The sequence below is a fragment of the Streptomyces sp. NPDC005706 genome (genome assembly GCF_040631045.1).
In the GTDB taxonomy this organism is placed as follows: domain Bacteria; phylum Actinomycetota; class Actinomycetes; order Streptomycetales; family Streptomycetaceae; genus Streptomyces.
Map to the genome: position 1 here is coordinate 163,738 of NZ_JBEXYS010000013.1, position 17,863 is coordinate 181,600.

Here is a 17,863-nt window from a genome sequence, read left to right on the forward strand (position 1 = left end):
GCATGACCGATACGGATGCGACGACGGCTTTCGACGCCGCCGAACGGACCATGTGGGCCGGGCGGACCGAGGCGTACGCCATGAGCTTCGGGCGCCTGTGCGCTCACACCGTGCCCACCCTGCTGGACGCCGCAGGCGTCGGCGCGGGGACCCGGGTGCTCGACGTGGGTACCGGGACGGGCACGGCCGCGCTGGCGGCGGCGGAGCGGGGCGCGCTGGTGCGGGCCGTGGACGCCGACGCCGGGATGGTCGCCGAGGCGCGTCGGCGCGGGGTGGCCGCCGAGGTGGCGGTCCTGCCCGACCTGCCTTTCCAGGATGGCGAGTTCGACGCGGTCGTCGGGAACTTCGTGCTCAACCACGTGGGCCGTCCGCGCACCGCCCTCGCCGAGTTGCGGCGGGTGCTGCGGCCGGGAGGTCGGCTCGCGGTGACGCTGTGGGGCGCCCGGCGCGGGGGCGGGCAGGAGCTGCTCGGTGCCGCGTGCGCGGCGGGCGGCGCGGTCCCGCCGTCGTACCTGCCCCGCCTCGCGCCGGACGAGGACTTCGAGCGGACCCCCCGGGGCCTGGCCGGGCTGCTCTCGGAGGCCGGCTTCGGCGGTGCCGGGGCGGAGGAGCTGGAGTGGAACCACCGGGCGACCGCCGGGGAGTGGTGGGGCGGGGTGGCCGCCGGGGTCGGCACCGTCGGTCTGGTCGTGACCTCGCAGGACGCGGAGACCACCGGACGCGTCCGGCGCGAGTACGAGCGGCTGTGCGCCCGGTACGACGAAGGGGAAGGGCTGCTCGCCCTTCCCCATGTCGCGCTGCTGGCCTCCGGGACCGCCTAGTTGCCGGAGACGGTCACCGTCTCGTCGTTCTTCAGCTCGTCCACCAGGGTCTTCACCTTCGCCTTGTCCCAGACGAGGTTGCCGCCGGAGGAGCCGGAGATCGGCATGTTCATGGACTTGCCGTCACCGCTGCTGACGCCCTTCATCGCCCAGAACATCGACGCCAGGTCCCACAGGCTCATGTCCTTGTCGACGGTGAGGGAGTCCAGGCCGGCGCCCATGGTCGGGTAGAACTTGAACGGGTTGAGGATCGTCGACGGGGTGGCGACCTGGTGGGCCAGCGCGGCCAGGAACTTCTGCTGGTTCTTGGTGCGCTGCAGGTCGCTCGCCGCGAAGGCGTGCCGGGTGCGGACGAAGGCCAGGGCCTGCTCGCCGTTCAGGGTCTGCTTGCCGGCCTTGAAGTCGGCGCCCGACCACTTGTCCTTGAATCCCTGGTCGAGGTTCATCTCGACACCGCCCACCGCGTCCACGATCTTCGCGAAGCCGCCGAAGCCGATCTCCACGTAGTGGTCGATGTGCAGGCCGGTGTTGAACTCGATCGTGCGGACCAGCAGGGTCGGGCCGTCCTCGGCGTAGGCCGCGTTCAGCTTCGTGTGGCGGCCCTGGTTCGCGTAGACCTTCCCGGACGTCGACCCCTTGTAGGAGGGGATCGCCACGTCGGAGTCGCGCGGCAGCGAGATCAGGGTGTCGCCGTTGCCGCCGACGTGCAGGATCATCATCGAGTCGGTGCGCTGGCCCGGCGCGGAGCCGGTGTGCAGCTTCTTCTTGTCCTCGGCCGTCATGCCCTTGCGGCTGTCGGAGCCGACGATCAGGTAGTTGGTGCCCTCGCCGGTCTCGGGCCGGTCGATGACCTTGGAGAGGTCGACGTCCCGGTTCAGCTTGGAGTCGGCCCAGAAGTAGGTCGCCACCGACGTGACGATGAGCACAGTCACGAGCGTCAGGGCCGTCAGCTTGATCCGCCGCCGCCAGTTCGGGGCGGGGCGGGGGCCTCTGCCGTAGGGCTCCTCGGGGCCGCCGGGGCCGCCTCCCCCGTAGACCTGGCCGGTGTTGTAGCCGCTGTCGTAGTCGTCGTATCCCTGTCCGTCGACGTACGACGGCTGCTGCGGGACCCCGGCGCCGTAGGGCGGCGCCGACGGGCCGGGCGTGCCGTACGGGCGCCGGCCGGGCGGTACCGCCGGGCCGCGCTGCACCTGACGCATCACGCGGGCGCCTTCCGGCTGCGCACCGCCGCTGCCGCGTCCGTAGCGCGGGCCGCGGTTGTCGTCGGACCATCCCTGGGGCCAGTCATTCATGCGCCCCAGTGTGCAGGTCGGGGGAGTGTGCCCCACAAGGGTTGTCGGAAAATAAGGGCGGCGCTGTTGCGAAGCTGACACAAATTCCGCGAATGTCACTTCGTCATAAGGTAGGGGCCATGACAGATCAGGCCCCGGACGCGGATCCGGACATCCCGGGCAAGCCCACATCCGCTTCCCGCACCACGCTCAGCCACATCATGACCCACAACGACACCAACCTGCTGGGGACGGTGCACGGCGGGGTGATCATGAAGCTGGTCGACGACGCCGCGGGCGCCGTGGCCGGCCGGCACTCCGGCGGACCCGCCGTCACCGCGTCCATGGACGAGATGGTGTTCCTCGAGCCGGTCCGCGTGGGTGATCTGGTGCATGTGAAGGCCCAGGTGAACTGGACCGGCCGGACCTCGATGGAGATCGGTGTGCGGGTGCTCGCCGAACGCTGGAACGAGTCGGCCCCCGCCACCCAGGTCGGCTCGGCCTACCTGGTCTTCGCGGCCGTGGACGCCGACGGCAAGCCGCGCCGGGTGCCGCAGGTGCACCCGGAGACCGACCGCGACCGCCGCCGCAACCAGGAGGCGCAGATCCGCCGCACCCACCGCCTGGCCCGCCGCCGCGCGATCCGCGAGCTGCGCGAGAAGCGGGCGGCGGAGGGCTTCGAGGACTGACCCGGCGCGGCGGGCCCGGCGCCGGCCGGTGACCGCCGGGCCGCGGCCCGCGCCGGTGAGCCGCTCACCGCTCCCGCGCCGGTCGGGGCGACGGATCAGGTGTCCCGCGAGCACACCACCTCGTTGCCGCGCACCACGCTGTGCTCCGGCCTCGCCGGGTCCCCGGTCCGCACCTTGCGCACCTTGCGGGCGTCCAGGAAGTCGGACCCGGTGGTCACCTTCATCAGCGGCCCCTGGCCGCGCACCGCGCGCAGCTCGCTGCCGGGCAGGGCCGCCGCCAGGGAGCGGGCCGAGCGGTCCCAGCGGGGGTCGTAGGAGATCACCGTGTGCGAGACGTCGTGGGCGGCCGCGGTGACCGGCCGGTGGGTGGCGGCGAAGCCCACCGCGGCGAGCGCCGCGTCGAGCCGTTTGGCGACCCCTTCGGTGCGGGTGCCGTTCTCCACCTGGACCCGGATCCGCCGCGGGTCGACCTCCACCGGGACCGGCCCGACGGCGGGCCGCGGCCGTTCCGCGCTGAGCGGCTTGTCCTCGCGCAGCGCCGCGAAGAGCGCGCCGGACGTCGCGTCGTCCCACTTCAGGGTCGAGCCGAGCCCCTTGACCTGGTAGTTCATCTGCCCGATGGGCACGGTGGTGAACTCGGAGGAGGACGGGGAGAAGTTCCGCATCGCCCGGCCGAGGTCGAGCAGCTCGTCGGTGCCGAAGCCCACGTCGGCGCGGACCGAGCCGAGCACCGCCCGGGTCACGTCCCGGAACCGCATGGGGTTCAGCAGCACCCCGGAGGAGGTGGCCCGGTCGATCAGCGCGGCCAGGAAGTGCTGTTGCCGCTTCATCCGGCCCAGGTCGCTCGCCCCGTCGACGTGCCGGGCGCGCACGTACTGCAGTGCCTGCCCGCCCATGAGGGTGTGGGTGCCGGGCGCGAGGTCGAGTCCGGTGTACGAGTCCTTCAGCGGTGTCGCCGTGCAGACCCGGACGCCGCCGAGCACGTCCACGGTCCTCATGAAGCTGGTGAAGTCGACCTCCAGATAGTGGTCGATCTTCACATGGGTCATGTTCTCCACGGTGCTGATGGTCAGCTGGGGACCGCCCTCAGCGTAGGCCGCGTTCAGCCGGGCGGGGTGCGCGGCGCGCTGCCGGCCGGTGGCCGTGTCGGTGTGCGCGGGCACCTCGGCGTAGGAGTCGCGGGGCAGGCTCACCACGCTCGCCCGCTCCCGGTCCGCCGAGATGTGCACGATCATCATCGTGTCGGTGCAGTGGCAGGGCTGGCCGCCGAGGTGGTACGCCCGCCGCTCCCGGTCGCCGATCTTGTCGCGGCCGTCGGTGCCGACCAGCAGGACGTTCGTGCCGTGCCCCGCCCGGGGCCGGTTCTTCATGTCCTTGAAGGCGTCGACCCGGGTGATGCCGGCGTCCAGGCTGGTGACGACCGCGTGGCCGATCCCGGCCGAGGCGAGGACGACCACGGACAGTGTGGTCACCGCACGCATCGCCCAGCGCGGCCGCCTGGGCCGCATCGCCCGGCCGGCCGGCCGGCCAGGCCGGGGCGGCCGGGGCGGCCTGGGCACGCGGGGGGACGGCTGAGGCCGGCGTTGCGGCCTGGTGGCGTCTCCCACACCCTTGGCGGCGGGGGAGGGGGACCGTGGCGGGCTGGGCAAAGGGAACCTCCGGACGACGGCCGTACGTGGGATCCGTGAGCACGGTAGGGCGATACGATCCTCAGCCCGCCGATCGGCCCCGGCGGCGCGCACCGGTGTCCCCCGTTCGCGGTAACGTGAGCCCCCTATGAACACCAAGCCCGACGTGCGGCACCCCGCCGTGTCTGTGATCATGCCCGTCCTCAACGAGGAGCGGCATCTGCGCGGGGCCGTCCAAGCGATCCTCGCGCAGGAGTACGCCGGCGAGCTGGAGGTCGTGATCGCCCTCGGTCCGTCCACGGACCGTACGGACGAGATCGCCGCCGAGCTGGTCGCGGAACATCCCCGCGTACACACCGTCCCGAACCCGACCGGCCGCACCCCCGCCGCGCTGAACGCGGCGATCAAGGCCTCCCGGCATCCGATCGTGGTCCGCGTCGACGGCCACGGCATGCTCTCGCCGAACTACATCGCCACCGCCGTCCGGCTCCTGGAGGAGACCGGCGCGCAGAACGTCGGCGGTGTCATGCACGCCGAGGGCGAGAACGACTGGGAGCACGCGGTCGCCGCCGCCATGACCTCGAAGATCGGCGTCGGTAACGCGGCCTTCCACACCGGTGGCCAGGCGGGCCCCGCCGAGACGGTCTACCTCGGGGTGTTCCGCCGCGAGGCCCTGGAGCAGCAGGGCGGCTACAACGAGGAGTTCATCCGGGCCCAGGACTGGGAGCTGAACTTCCGCATCCGGGAGGCGGGCGGCCTGATCTGGTTCTCGCCGGAGCTGAGGGTGTCGTACCGGCCGCGGCCCAGCGTGAAGGCGCTGGCCAAGCAGTACAAGGACTACGGCCGCTGGCGCCATGTCGTGGCCCGGTACCACGAGGGCTCGATCAACCTGCGCTACCTCGCCCCGCCGACGGCGGTGTGCGCGATCGCCGCGGGCCTGGTGGTGGGCGCCGCCCTGACCCCGTGGGGTCTGCTGATACCCGGCGGCTATCTGGCCGCGATCCTGGCGGGCTCGGTCCCGGCGGGCAAGGGGCTGCCCCTCAAGGCCCGGCTGCGCATACCGGTGGCTCTGGCGACCATGCACATGACGTGGGGCTGGGGCTTCCTGACCAGCCCCAGGTCGCTGGCGAAGCGGGTGATCGCCTCGCGGCGCCCGGCGGTGCTCGAACCCCGCTGACGACGGAACACGAAGAGGGCCCCACCTGTCCGAGGCGGGGCCCTCTTCTCATGCGCTCACCGCGCTACCACTGGTAGGGCTTGTACACGTCCATGCACTTGGAGGTGTCCGAGCCGTTGAGGGCGTCGGAGTTGCTCGGCAGGTCGCCGGCCTTCGGGGCCGACTTCTTCGGGTAGACGGAGCCCGTGCGCCAGTCCGCGCCGACGACGACGGTGACCCCGGACACGTCGGTCGACCGCTTCACCTGGCTCACCGGGATGCCCAGCGCCTTGGCCACGGCCTGTGCGTCGCCCTGCAGTTCGGCGCTCGGGTAGCGCACGACGGTCTCGTCCGCCGAGACCGCCGCCGAGGTGTCGGTGTCCGCCCCGGCGTACCCGTGCTGCACGAGGACCTGGCCGATCGCGCGCGCCCGGCCCTGCACCGCGGGTCCGGCCGAGGACTGGGTGGCGTTCTGGACGAGCACGCCGAGCCGGGCCGCGTCCGTCGAAGGGGTCTTGGCCGGTTCGGCCTTGTCCTTCTTCTTCGCTTCCTTGCCGTTCTTGTCGAAGGGCACGTCGTCGCGGAGCATCTGCCACATCTTGTCGGCGCCGGCCTTCTCCGGCACCACGTGCGAGCCGTTCACCGGGTCCTCGACGTTGGGCATCGTCACCGACGTGATGCGGTCGGACGGCACCGACTTCAGCTCCATGCCGAGGTCGTAGAGCTTCTTGACGGTGCCGATCTCCTCCGACACCGTCAGCGACTTGGTGGCCGCCTCGGCCAGGTCCGTCAGCCGGCCGGTGTCGGTGAAGACGCTCTGCTGCCTCAGCGTCCGCATCATCGAGTTCAGGTACATGTGCTGGGCGCGGGCCCGCATCAGGTCGCTGCCCCAGGCGTGCCGCGTGCGCAGCCACTGCAGGGCCTGCACGCCCTTGATCTTCTTCCGCCCGGCCTTCAGCTTCAGTCCGGAGCCGCCCCGCTGACTGGGCGTCGAGCGGTCCCAGACGTTCTGGTTCACACAGACCTCGACGCCGCCGATGGCGCCGGCCATCCGGACCACGCCCGCGAAGTCGATCGTCATCCAGTGGTCGATGTAGACCCCGGTGAGGTTCTCCCAGGTGGCCAGCGTGCAGCCGGCGCCGCCCCGGGCCAGCGAGGTGTTGATGATGTCGTTGGTCGCCGGGTACGACTTGCCGGTCTTCGGGTCCTCGCACTTGGGGATGTCGACGCGGGTGTCCCGCGGGATGCTCACCATCGCGGCGCTCTTGCGGTCCGCGGAGAGGTGGATGAGCATCTGCACGTCGCCGAGCGGCGGGTTCCCGCGGTTGTCCTTGCTGCCGCCGAGCGCCACGTTCGCGTCCGAGTTACGGCTGTCGGAGCCGATCAGCAGGATGTTCAGCGGTGTCTGGCCGGCCGCGTTCGGGCGGGTCCGCTGCGCCTTGGAGTCGTCGGCGTTGCTGCGCCGGCCCTTCTGCAGGTTGCCGTTCAGATGCTCGTAGTACAGATAGCCGGCACCCGCGGTGCCGAGTATCACCACGGCCAGCACGATCGCCGACCAGCGCAGCGCGCGCCGTCGGCGCGGCCGCCGGTCCGTCTTCGGGCCGCCACCCCGACGCCCCCCACCATGCCGTCCGGACCCCGCAGGCGCGCCCGCCGTCCGCGTCGTGAGCGACATCGTGTCCTCGACCGCGGGAGGCTCCCCCCGCACACCGCTCTGCGCCAACTCCCTGCCCTCCCCCACTTGCGCCATGCAACGGGTCCGTCCCGCGTCGGGTTAGACGCACGACGGACCCGATGGGTTACCTGTGAACCACGCTGAACTATGAAGTGCCTGAACTGTGAACGGTCTTGGCTACGAGGCGCACTGCACCTTGTCCGCGGTGGACTGGCCGTCCACCTCCGGCGCCTTCGTCGGAGCGGTCAGGGACGCACCCGCGCCCTTGAAGTCCTTGCCCAGGGTCAGCGTCATCGCGGGCAGTCCCTGCGCGTTGGTGACGCTCTTGCCCGGCTTCAGGGCCGAGCCGGACAGGCCCATGATGGCGGCCAGCCGGCGTGCCTGCGCCGCCTGGCCGGGCGCGTACTCCAGCGTGGTCCTGCTCAGCTGGGCGGGGGCGTTGCCCCCGTTCTCCGACTTGAGCACGCCCGCGTTGTTCTGCAGCCAGTTGAGCTCGGCCTGCGCGCTGCCCTGTGCGGCGCCGCCGTTGAGGATCCGCACCCGCACCTCGGAGGGGTCGGACTTGGTGCCCTTCAGCCGGGCGGCCGCCTCGTCCTTGGCCTTGGCCTTGGCCGCCTTCTGCTTCTTCTTCACGTCGGTGAAGGAGACGTCGTTCTTGATGGCGTCGAAGACCGCGGGTCCCTTGCTCTGGTTGACGATCACCGTCTTGTGGACGACGCCGTCGGCCGGATTGTCCAGGACGGGCACCGTCATGAACGAGATGTTCTTCGGCGGAACCTTCTTCAGTTCGAGTGCCACGTCCTTGAGCGTGCTCACCGAGCCGATGCCCTGGTCGACGGTCAGCGCCTTGGTGGCGGCCTCCGCCAGCTTCACCAGCTTCGTCGGGCTGGTGAGGGTGTCGCTGGAGGACATCTTGCGCATCAGCGAGCCCATGAACTGCTGCTGCACCTTGATGCGGTCCAGGTCGCCCTGGTTGCCCCAGCTGTGCCGGGTGCGGACGAACGCCAGCGCCTGCTCGCCCGCGACCTTCGACGGGCCGGCGGGCAGGTCGAGATGCGAATCAGCGTCCTTCACGGCGTGCTTGAGGCAGACGTCGACACCGCCGACCGCCGTCGTCAGCGTCTTCACCGCGTTGAAGTCGACCATCATGAAGTGGTCGGGCACGATCCCGGTGACCGCCTTCACGGTGTTCATGGTGCAGCCCGGGTCCCGGCCGTCCTGTCCCAGGCTGGTGTTGAACCGGACGTCGCTGGTGCCGGCGACGATCTTCTTGCTGCCGTCGGGCTGGATGGTCTCGCAGTCGGGGACGTCCACGATCAGGTCGCGCGGGATGCTCAGGGCGGTGGCGTTCGTCCGGTCCTTGGCCACGTGCAGCAGGATGTTGGTGTCCGCGTGGCCGACGCTGCCCTTGTCGCCGTAGCCTCCGTTGCCCTTGCCGGTCCGCTTGTCGGTGCCGATGATCAGGATGTTGAACGCGTCGTCCTTGCTGAAGCCGTCCTTGGCCGCGCTGGTGTCCGTCGTGGTGACGTTGCCCTCTAGGTGCTTGAGGTAGAGATAGCCGGCCGTGCCGACGGCGAGGAGGACGAACGCCGTGCCGCCCGCGGTCCAGGCCAGCGCCTTCTTGGCCGTCGACTTCTTCTTCACCGGCCGCCGGTTGCGCCGCCCCTGCTGCGGCTCGGGCTCGGGCCCGGGGCCACGGCGCCGGCGCGGGGCCGGCACGTCCGCGCCGCGCGCCTGAGGCATCTGGCGCGTCCCGCCCGCCGCCGAGTCGCCGCGCCCGCGCCCCGCGCCACCGGAGGCCCGGGAGCCCGGTCTGCGCGGGCCGGGAACCGCCGACTGCGGTGCGGAAGGGCTCAGTCGCAGTTCGTATTCGCCGGTGTTCGGATTGAGCACCCACTGGTCTGCGGGGTCGATGTTGTCCGCCCGCCCACGGCCTTGCGCGTCCACGGTTGTCCGAATCCTCCGTCGGGGCCACGCGGCGCCTTCCCCCTCAAAGGCGCTCGGGTCTCGGTGAAACAGTGCACGACCCCAGGACAGACCTCGTGGCCGGGTGCACCGGATCGCTCACACTATCCGTCCAGTTCAGCGTCGAGCGACGGCGGTGACAAATTCCACGTTCCTACAACCGGGCAATCCCCCTCATATTTCTGAACAAAAGTTTGTAGGCCCGGCCGTACGCCTTACTCGCAGGTGTGCTCGTCGGCGGTGTTCCCGCGGAAGGTAGGGGTGGGGGAGGGGGCATTCTTACGGTTTTCTTCCCCTCCGCCGCCGGGAACCTGCCGTGAAACGGCCTTCACCGCGACCGGCTGGTCCGCCCGTAGCCGGGCGAACAGCTTCTCGGCCTCCGGCTCCACCAGCTGATCGCGATTGGCGTCGTAGACGTACGACTTCCGCGGCACCGTCAGGAACTGGACATGTTCGGTGGGGATGTCGCGCAGTCCGCGCACCAACTGGTACAAACCGCGCAGACTTGCCAGTTCCGGATCGGTGGTGAGCGAGGAGGTCGCCGCGTCCAGCAGCGGGTAGAGCTTCACCGGGTTCAGCAGCACACCGTTGCTCTGCACCTTGTTCACGAGCGCGCCGAGGAACTGCTGCTGCCGGTCGATCCGGTCGGTGTCGCTGCCGTTGCCGAGCGACTTGCGGGCCCGTACGTAACCGAGCGCCTGCTCCCCGTCGAGCGTCACCTTCCCGGCCGGCAGCCTGAGTTTGGCGGCCTGGTCGTCGATGGGCTCCCGCAGGCACACCCGCACCCCGTCGACGGCGTCCACCATCTCCTTGAACCCGCTGAAGTCGACCACCATGTGATGGTCGACGCGGATGTCCGTCAGCTTCTCGACGGTACGGATGGAGCAGGCCGAACCGCCCACCTGGAAGGCCCGGTTGAACATCGCGAACACCGGCTCGCTGCGGCTGCCGTCCGCCCTGCGGCAGCCGGGGATGTCCACCATCAGGTCCCGCGGCAGCGAGACGGCGGTGGCGCTGCGCCGGTCGGCGGCCAGGTGCAGCAGGATCGTGGTGTCGGACCGCTCGCTGCCCACGTCCCGTCCGTACTCCTGGTTGCCCTGCCCGGCCCGCGTGTCGGAGCCGATCAGCAGGATGTTCTGCGCGCCCCGCACCAGCGAGGTGGGCCGCTCCCGCTCGTACCGGGCGAGTTCGGCGGCGGCCGCCTCGTCGGCGGTGATGTTGCCGTTGAGCTTGGCGTAGACGACCCAGCCGATCCCCGACGAGGCCATCAGGAACGCGGTCACCCCCAGCGTCGTGGCCCACACCCACCGCCGCCGGTGCCGTCGTGCCAGGCCCTCCCCGTCGGCCGAGGACCCGAGGCCGGGGCCGAGGGGCTTGCCTGCGCTGTCGGGCACGTCCGGTCACACCCCTCCATGGCGTACGAGCGTCACGTGCTGCTCCTACGACGATGGCGGGACGGAGCCGGGGGAGCCGCCCTTTGCTACTCCATTCGGGTGACGGCGGCGGGGCCTGGCCGACGGGTGGCCGGGGCGGTGCCCGGCGGGCTCAGTGGCGGGACGCGGTTCAAGGCGGGACGCGGCTCAGTGGCGGGACGCGGTGACCCGTTCGCTCTCGATCCGCTTGGCCAGGCCCTCCCCGTCCAGCCGGTCCAGGTTCCGGCACAGCACCACGGACCCGCCGACGGCCAGCGGTGCGTAGAGCCCCGCGCTCAGCCCGTCCCACGTGTCGTACGGCAGCCCCGACAGCAGTCGCGACCCGGGCCCCGTCAGATCCAGCGACGGCGCCTCGGACTGCGCCCGCTCCACCACCTCGGCCCCGCTGAACTCCGCACCCGCGACGATCAGCGCGGGCTCCTCGGGGTCCACCGGGGCGAACGGCGCGAACCGGTCCCCCTGGCTCGGCGCCTCCACGGCGTAGTCGACGAATCCGTCCGGCGTCCGCGGGAACCGCCCGCCGAGCGGCCGCAGCGCGAGCGCGACCCGCTCGCCGCGGCAGGCCCGGGCCGCCTCCAGGGTGTCGGGCCCGCTCACGACGGCATCGGCGGCAGCCGGGTCGCCGGCCATGTCCGCGACAGCTCCCACCGACGAGCAGGCGAGCAGCCACACCGCCGTCTGCCAGTGGGCGGGCAGCAGCAGCGCGACCCGGTCACCGGGGCCGATGGACAGGTCGCCCTGCAGCAGGTTCGCGGTCTTGGCCACCCAATTGGCGAAGGTGGCCACGGACAGTTCCACGCGCTCGCCCGTGGCGTCGTCGTAGAAGGTCACCAGGGGGCGTCCGGCGTCCGCGGCGAGCGCGGAACGCAGCAGGTCGGCAGGGGTGCGATCGGTGGCGTTCACCCGCGCAAGAGTACGCCGGGGCGGCCCCGCGCACCGAGTGCCGGGGCCACCGGTTCGGCGCAACGGCCGCCGACGCGCCGTCAGTTCCCCGATGGCGGGCCACGGCGACCGTGCCCAGGATCAAGGACATGCGTGGATTCCTCAGCTCCCCGGCCCGCGCCACCTCGATCGGCGTCACCTGCGCGGCCGCCCTTGTCCTTTCGGCGGCCCTGCCCGCGACCGCCGCGTCCCCGCGATCGGGGCGGCCGGCCGGGGCGGCGGTCCCGGGCAGCACCCAGTCGCTGCCGCTGGCCCCGCTCGACCAGGAGCGCACCCCCGGAACCGCCCCCGAACAGGGCCTGTACCGCACCGGCGTACGGCACTTCTCGCTCGTCGGCGTGATCTGGGACGACCCGGACGCCGCCCTGCGCGGCACGGTGCAGGTACGGACCCGGTCGGCGGCGTCCGGAAAATGGTCCGGCTGGCAGGACGTCGAGACGCACAACGAGGACCACGGCGCCGACCCGGCCACCGCCGAACGCTCCTCGGACCGGGTGCGCGGGGCCACCGCGCCGCTGTGGGTGGGTGACTCGGACGGCGTGGACGTACGAGTGCGCGCCGACTCCGCGCCGGACCGGGCCGCCACGGACCGGCGCGGGGGCGGGGACCCGCCCCTGCCGTCCGGGCTGCGCCTGGAACTCGTCGACCCCGGCGGCACGACGACGGCCCAGGGGCCGCAGGCGGACAGCCCCCGCGCCCTGCCCGCGCTGAGCCGGCGCGCCACCGAGCGGGAGATGGACCGGCTGCGGGCCGAGGGCGACCTGGACGCCGTGGACGACGGTGCGCCCCGGGCCAAGCCCTACATCGGGCCCCGCCCGGGAATCGTGACGCGCCGGGGCTGGAGCGCGGACGAGTCACTGCGCGGGCGCGGGTTCGTGTACACGAAGAAGATCAAGGCCGCGTTCGTGCACCACACGTCCACCGGCAACAACTACTCATGCTCCCAGGCCCCGTCCGTCATCCGGGGCATCTACCGCTACCACGTCAAGAGCATGGGCTGGCGGGACATCGGCTACAACTTCCTCGTCGACAAGTGCGGAACCATCTACGAGGGCCGGGCCGGGGGAGTGACGAAGGCGGTCCTGGGCGCCCACACCCTCGGGTTCAACAGCAACAGCATGGGCGTCGCCGTCATCGGCAGCTACGGCTCGAGCAAGCCGTCCGGCGCCGCGGTGAAGGCCGTCGCCAAGCTCACCGCGTGGAAGCTCGGCCTCTACGGCGCCAATCCGCGCGGAAAGACATATCTGACATCGGGTGGCGGCAATCGCTACCCAAAGGGGAAGAGCGTACGACTGAACGTGATCTCCGGACACCGGGACGGATTCGCCACCGACTGCCCGGGCAAGCGGCTCTACTCCAAGCTCGGCTCGGCCCGTTCCAGCGCCGCGCGGTACCAGGGCCGCTGAGGACCGGGACACGGGCACCGTCGTCGCGGGATACGCGCAGTGGAGGGAATTCCTGGCGCCGATCCCGCCGGACACCGCGCGGCCCCCCGAGGCGTCGCCGACCGGTCTGCATACACTGACCGGCCGAAACGAGAAGTTCGGCCGGTCCCGGCAGGAAGCGGAGACGACAGGTGACAGAAGCGATCCTCCTGGTCGGCGGCAAAGGCACCCGGCTGCGTCCGCTCACGGTGCACACGCCCAAGCCCATGGTGCCGGCGGCCGGGGTGCCGTTCCTCACGCACCAACTCGCGAGAGCGAGAGCGGCGGGCGTGGAGCACATCGTCCTCGCCACGAGCTACCTCGCCGAGGTCTTCGAGCCCTACTTCGGCGACGGCGCCGCGCTGGGCCTGCACATCGAGTACGTCACCGAGGAGGAGCCCCTCGGCACCGGCGGCGCCATCCGCAACGTGGCCCCGCTGCTGCGCTCCGGTCCCGACGACCCGGTACTGATCTTCAACGGCGACATCCTGACCGGCCTGGACATCCGGGCCCTGGTCGACACCCATGAGTCGACGGGCGCGGACGTCTCCCTGCACCTGACGAAGGTGACGGACCCGCGTGCCTACGGTCTCGTCCCCACCGACGGGACCGGCCGCGTGCTCGCCTTCCTGGAGAAGCCGCAGACGCCGGAGGAGATCGTCACCGACCAGATCAACGCGGGGGCGTACGTCTTCCGCCGCTCGGTCATCGACACCATCCCGGCGGGCCGTCCGGTCTCCGTGGAACGCGAGACCTTCCCCGGTCTGCTCTCCGCCGGCGCCCACCTGCAGGGCATGGTGGACTCCACGTACTGGCTCGACCTCGGCACCCCAGCGGCCTTCGTGCGCGGCTCCGCCGACCTGGTCCTCGGCCGGGCCCCCTCGCCGGCCGTCCCCGGCCGCTGCGGCGACCGGCTGGTCCTGCCCACGGCCGTCGTCGCCCCGAACGCCAAGCTGACCGGGGGCACGGTGGTCGGCGAGGGCGCGTTCGTCGCGGAGGGCGCCCGCGTCTCCGGCTCGACGATTCTGCCCGGCGCGGTCATCGAGCCCGGTGCCGTCATCACCGACTCCCTCATCGGCAGCCGCGCCCGGGTGGGCGAACGCTCCGTCCTCACCGGCACGGTCATCGGCGACGGCGCGGTGGTCGGCCCCGACAACGAACTCCGCGAAGGCGTCCGCGTCTGGTGCGACGCCCACATCCCCCCGGCCGCCCTCCGCTTCTCCTCGGACCAGTAGGCGCGCCAAGCCGACCTGGCTGCGGGATGCGTGCCTCCCCCAGTGCCTCAAGGGCCTGGGGCCCCCAGGGCGGCACGGGTGGGCGATGGGGGTCCCCCCGCTCAAGCGAAGCCGAGAGTGGGGGAGGCACCCCGCAAGCGCGGGGCAAGCGCAACCTCCTGGGCCGGCACCAACACCGAACGCCTGCCAGAGACCGCACAGCGCAGCCGGACCGACAAGGCAGCCCAGCCCTAAAGCACCCCGATGTCCCACCGAGGCATCTTCGGCGCCCGCCGCCCCGGCACCTGCCCACTCAGCAGAATCAGCCGAGCCGCCCGATGCCGCTGCCCCGCATACGGCTCCAGCAGCCGCAGCATCTCCGCGTCATCGGCGTCCCGGTTCCGGTCCAGCGCCCATCCCACGATCCCCGGCAGATGCACATCCCCGACGGTCACCGCGTCCGCCGCCCCATGACTGCGCTGCACCACCTCCGCCGACGTCCACGGCCCGATCCCCGGCACGACCTCCAGCCGCGCCCGAGCCTCGTCCGCCGGCATCCCCACCGCCTGCTCGAGCCGCGCGGCGACCCGCACGGCCCGCAGGATCGTCGAGGCCCGCTTGTCGTCGACCCCGGCCCGGTGCCACTCCCAGGAGGGAATCAGCGCCCACGTCCGCGCCGCGGGCATCACCCACATCGGCCGTTCGAACGCGCCCGCGGGGCCGGGCGCCGGCTCCCCGAACCTCCGCACCAGCAACCGCCACGCCCGGTACGCCTCGTCGGTCGTGACCTTCTGCTCCAGCACCGACGGGATCAGCGACTCCAGCACCAGCCCGGTCCGGGCCAGCCGCAGCCCCGGCCGCCGGTGCCGCGCCAGCGCCACCACCCGGTGCCGGGGCACGAACGCGTCCGGGTCGTCGGCGGCACCCAGCATCCCGGGCAACTGCTCCAGCAGCCACTGCGCGCCCGGTCCCCACGCCTCACCGAGCACCTCACCGCCGTAGGCGCGCACCCGCAGCGTGCCCGGCCCGGCCGGCGTCAGGGCGGCCCGCCACACGGACCCGTCCGGTGTGGTCCGGAACGTCGGATCGCCGGGCCCGCGCCGCAGCGGACCCAGCACCAGCCCCAGATCGAGCGGCCCCTCCGGCGCCCAGCGCCGCACCCGCGCCGGCCCCGCGGCCTGCCGGGGTATCCCGGCGGCGGCACCGGCGGGCACACCGACATGCCCGCCGCGCACGGTCGTACGGGTGGGGCGCGGAGCGAATCGTCCTGCCACTGGTGGGTTCCTAGGGGATGGTGCCGGGGCTGTCCTACGAGACTAGGCGGTCGCCGGGGGCGCCGGACGCGACTTCGCCCTCGTACCTCACCGCACCTCGATGAACGTCCCCGCGTCCCGCTCCGGCCGCGGCCGCGGCTCCTCGGCCGGATGGCCCACCGCCACCGCCCCCATGGGGTCCCAGTCCGCCGGAAGTCCCAGCACCTTGCGCACCGTGTCCCGGCAGAACATCGTCGACGACACCCAGGCCGAGCCCAGCCGCTCCCCCGCCAGGGCGACCAGGAGGTTCTGCACGCCCGCGCCCGTCGCGACCACGAACATCTCCCGCTCCGCGCCGTCCCGCCGCGCGTCCCCGTAGGTGTGCGAGCCGTCCATGACGAGGCACGGCACGACCAGGTACGGGGCGTTGCGCAGCACGTCGCCGCGCCGGACCCGCTTGGCGATGGACTCCTCGCTCTTGCCGTCCCGGCGCAGGTCGGCGATCCAGGCGTCCCGCATCGCGTCGAGCAGCCGTACCCGGGACTCCTCGGACTCCAGGAGCACGAACCGCCAGGGCGTGGTGTGGTGCGGGGCGGGCGCGGTGACCGCCGCGGCCACCGCGCGCCGGACCGCGCCGGGGTCCACGGGTTCGTCGGTGAAGGCCCGCACGGTACGGCGCTGGGTCACGGCCTCGCGCACGGCCTCGGACGTGCCCAGCCGGAACATGTCGTCCCGCGCGGTACGCACCAGCGCCCGCGCCCCCTCGCCGTCCTCGCCGTCCACCACGTCGGGCAGCCCGCGCACCACGGCGACCGGGAGTCCGGCGGCCTTGCCCTTGACCAGGTCGCCGGCGGCGGCCAGTTCGTCGGCGGTGGCGACGACGGTGGCGCTGAGCGGGTTGCCGTGCGCGTCCGTGCCCCCGCGCAGATCGTCCAGCACGCGCACTCCGGCCGCGCCGATCGCGACGTCCGTGAGTCCCGCGCGCCAGGGCCGGCCGAAGGTGTCGGTGACGACGACGCCGACCCGGACGCCGAGGGCGTCGCGCAGCCCGTCGCGGATCGCGCGCGCGGACGCGTCGGGGTCCTCGGGGAGCAGCAGCACGGTGCCGGACGGGGTGTTGGAGGCGTCGACCCCGGCGGCCGCCATCACCAGGCCCTGGCGGTTCTCGACGATGCGCAGGGGGCCGCGCCGGGCCACCACCCGCACGGTCTCCGCGTCGATCGCGGACTCACGGTCGTCCGCCCGGACGACACGGCCCTCCGCCTTGGAGACGATCTTGGACGTGACGAGCAGCACGTCCCCGTCGGCCAGCCCGGGTTCGGCGGCGGCGATCAGCTTGGCCAGGTCGTCGCCCGGCTGCACCTCGGCGATGCCGGACGGGGCCCAGACCCGGTACTCGGGGTGCCGGCCGCTCACGCTCCCCGCACCTCCTCGGCCAGTGCCAGCGCCTCCCGCGCCATCTGCGCGGTCGCGTCCACGTCGGTCATCATCAGCGGCACCGCCCGGCAGCGGATCCCGTCCGCCTCGACCCGCTCCACCACGCCCGCGTCGACGGTGTCGACCAGCCAGCCGTCCAGCAGCCCCGAGCCGTAGTGCTCGGCGACCGCGGCCGCCGTCGACTCCACGCCGACCGCGGCGAGCACCTTGTCGGCCATCCCGCGCACCGGCGCGTCCCCGACGATGGGGGACAGGCCCACCACGGGCACACCGGCTTCCGCGATCGCCTCACGGATACCGGGCACGGCCAGGATGGTGCCGATGGACACGACCGGGTTGGACGGCGGGAAGAGGATGACGTCCGCCTCGGCGATGGCCTCCAGGACGCCCGGCGCCGGTTTGGCCTGCTCGGCGCCGACCGGCACGACCGCCTCGGCCGCGACCGAGGCGCGCAGCCGCACCCAGTACTCCTGGAAGTGGATCGCCTTGCGTTCGCCGTCGACCTCCGCGGCCACGTGGGTCTCCACGCGGTCGTCGGTCATCGGGATCAGCCGCACACCCGGCTTCCAGCGGTCGCAGAGCGCCTCGGTGACCGCGCTCAGCGGAAAGCCGGCGCCCAGCATCTGCGTCCGCACGATGTGCGTGGCGAAATCCCGGTCCCCGAGACCGAACCACTCCGGGCCGACCCCGTAGGCCGCCAGCTCCTCCTTGAGGTGGAAGGTCTCGTCCGTCCGCCCCCAGCCCTGCTCCTCGTTGATGCCGCCGCCCAGCGTGTACATCACCGTGTCGAGGTCCGGGCAGACCTTCAGCCCGAAGAGGTGGATGTCGTCGCCGGTGTTGCCGATGACCGTGACGTCCGCGTCCGGCACGGCCCGCTTCAGACCGCGCAGGAACCGGGCACCACCGATGCCGCCTGCCAGAACCACAATGCGCATGGGCCGATTCTCGCAGGCGG

14 protein-coding genes are annotated in these 17,863 nt (G+C 72.4%); 5 read left to right on the forward strand and 9 right to left on the reverse strand.

The genetic code is table 11. The features are described from left to right. The first annotated feature begins 2 nt into the window (after positions 1 to 2). Positions 3 to 821 (forward strand): class I SAM-dependent methyltransferase, encoded by an 819-nt coding sequence (locus tag ABZ478_RS22045; protein WP_359551997.1) that lies wholly within the window; start codon positions 3 to 5, stop codon positions 819 to 821. On the opposite strand, the gene ABZ478_RS22050 is transcribed toward ABZ478_RS22045, so the two are convergent. Next, entirely contained in the window at positions 818 to 2,113 is a 1,296-nt protein-coding gene (locus ABZ478_RS22050; protein WP_359551999.1) for an LCP family protein, read from the reverse strand. The two genes, ABZ478_RS22045 and ABZ478_RS22050, sit on opposite strands and share 4 nt — an antisense overlap. A gap of 119 nt (positions 2,114 to 2,232) precedes the next feature. On the opposite strand from ABZ478_RS22050, the gene ABZ478_RS22055 reads away from it, so the two are divergent. Then, positions 2,233 to 2,781 (forward strand): acyl-CoA thioesterase, encoded by a 549-nt coding sequence (locus tag ABZ478_RS22055; RefSeq protein WP_358928958.1) that lies wholly within the window; start codon positions 2,233 to 2,235, stop codon positions 2,779 to 2,781. 95 nt (positions 2,782 to 2,876) lie between these two features. Here the strand turns inward: ABZ478_RS22055 and ABZ478_RS22060 are convergent, their stop codons facing one another. Then, the gene (locus ABZ478_RS22060) at positions 2,877 to 4,262 is read right to left on the reverse strand and encodes an LCP family protein (protein ID WP_359552001.1); all 1,386 of its coding nucleotides are present in this window, start codon (positions 4,260 to 4,262) and stop codon (positions 2,877 to 2,879) included. Between the two features lie 295 nt (positions 4,263 to 4,557). On the opposite strand from ABZ478_RS22060, the gene ABZ478_RS22065 reads away from it, so the two are divergent. Further along, positions 4,558 to 5,586, forward strand: coding sequence for a glycosyltransferase family 2 protein (locus ABZ478_RS22065; protein ID WP_359552002.1), 1,029 nt, complete (start codon positions 4,558 to 4,560; stop codon positions 5,584 to 5,586). Positions 5,587 to 5,650: 64 nt separating this feature from the next. Here ABZ478_RS22065 and ABZ478_RS22070 read toward each other — a convergent pair whose 3' ends face one another. From ABZ478_RS22070 to ABZ478_RS22085, 4 genes are all read right to left on the reverse strand, one after another. Then, on the reverse strand, positions 5,651 to 7,240 hold the full coding sequence (locus tag ABZ478_RS22070; protein ID WP_359552004.1) for an LCP family protein: 1,590 nt from the start codon (positions 7,238 to 7,240) through the stop codon (positions 5,651 to 5,653). A gap of 177 nt (positions 7,241 to 7,417) precedes the next feature. Then, complete coding sequence (locus tag ABZ478_RS22075; RefSeq protein WP_359552006.1) at positions 7,418 to 9,187, reverse strand: LCP family protein; 1,770 nt, start codon at positions 9,185 to 9,187, stop codon at positions 7,418 to 7,420. Positions 9,188 to 9,420: 233 nt separating this feature from the next. After that, positions 9,421 to 10,599 (reverse strand): LCP family protein, encoded by a 1,179-nt coding sequence (locus ABZ478_RS22080; protein WP_359552008.1) that lies wholly within the window; start codon positions 10,597 to 10,599, stop codon positions 9,421 to 9,423. Between the two features lie 186 nt (positions 10,600 to 10,785). Further along, on the reverse strand, positions 10,786 to 11,541 hold the full coding sequence (locus ABZ478_RS22085; protein ID WP_359552010.1) for a TIGR03089 family protein: 756 nt from the start codon (positions 11,539 to 11,541) through the stop codon (positions 10,786 to 10,788). 128 nt (positions 11,542 to 11,669) lie between these two features. Here ABZ478_RS22085 and ABZ478_RS22090 point away from each other — a divergent pair, with 128 nt between their 5' ends. Beyond that, positions 11,670 to 12,986: an N-acetylmuramoyl-L-alanine amidase gene (locus ABZ478_RS22090; RefSeq protein WP_359552012.1), complete on the forward strand. Its 1,317-nt coding sequence runs from the start codon at positions 11,670 to 11,672 to the stop codon at positions 12,984 to 12,986. 170 nt (positions 12,987 to 13,156) lie between these two features. Beyond that, entirely contained in the window at positions 13,157 to 14,239 is a 1,083-nt protein-coding gene (locus ABZ478_RS22095; RefSeq protein ID WP_359552014.1) for an NDP-sugar synthase, read from the forward strand. A gap of 230 nt (positions 14,240 to 14,469) precedes the next feature. On the opposite strand, the gene ABZ478_RS22100 is transcribed toward ABZ478_RS22095, so the two are convergent. The 3 genes from ABZ478_RS22100 to cofD form a co-directional block, all read right to left on the reverse strand. Further along, positions 14,470 to 15,492, reverse strand: a complete 1,023-nt coding sequence (locus tag ABZ478_RS22100) for a DNA-3-methyladenine glycosylase 2 family protein (RefSeq protein ID WP_359552016.1) — start codon at positions 15,490 to 15,492, stop codon at positions 14,470 to 14,472. An 87-nt stretch (positions 15,493 to 15,579) separates the two neighbouring features. Continuing rightward, positions 15,580 to 16,887, reverse strand: coding sequence for a coenzyme F420-0:L-glutamate ligase (locus ABZ478_RS22105; protein ID WP_359552018.1), 1,308 nt, complete (start codon positions 16,885 to 16,887; stop codon positions 15,580 to 15,582). Beyond that, complete coding sequence (gene cofD / locus ABZ478_RS22110; protein WP_359552019.1) at positions 16,884 to 17,843, reverse strand: 2-phospho-L-lactate transferase; 960 nt, start codon at positions 17,841 to 17,843, stop codon at positions 16,884 to 16,886. The genes ABZ478_RS22105 and cofD overlap by 4 nt, the downstream gene beginning before the upstream one ends. Between the last annotated feature and the right edge of the window lie 20 nt (positions 17,844 to 17,863).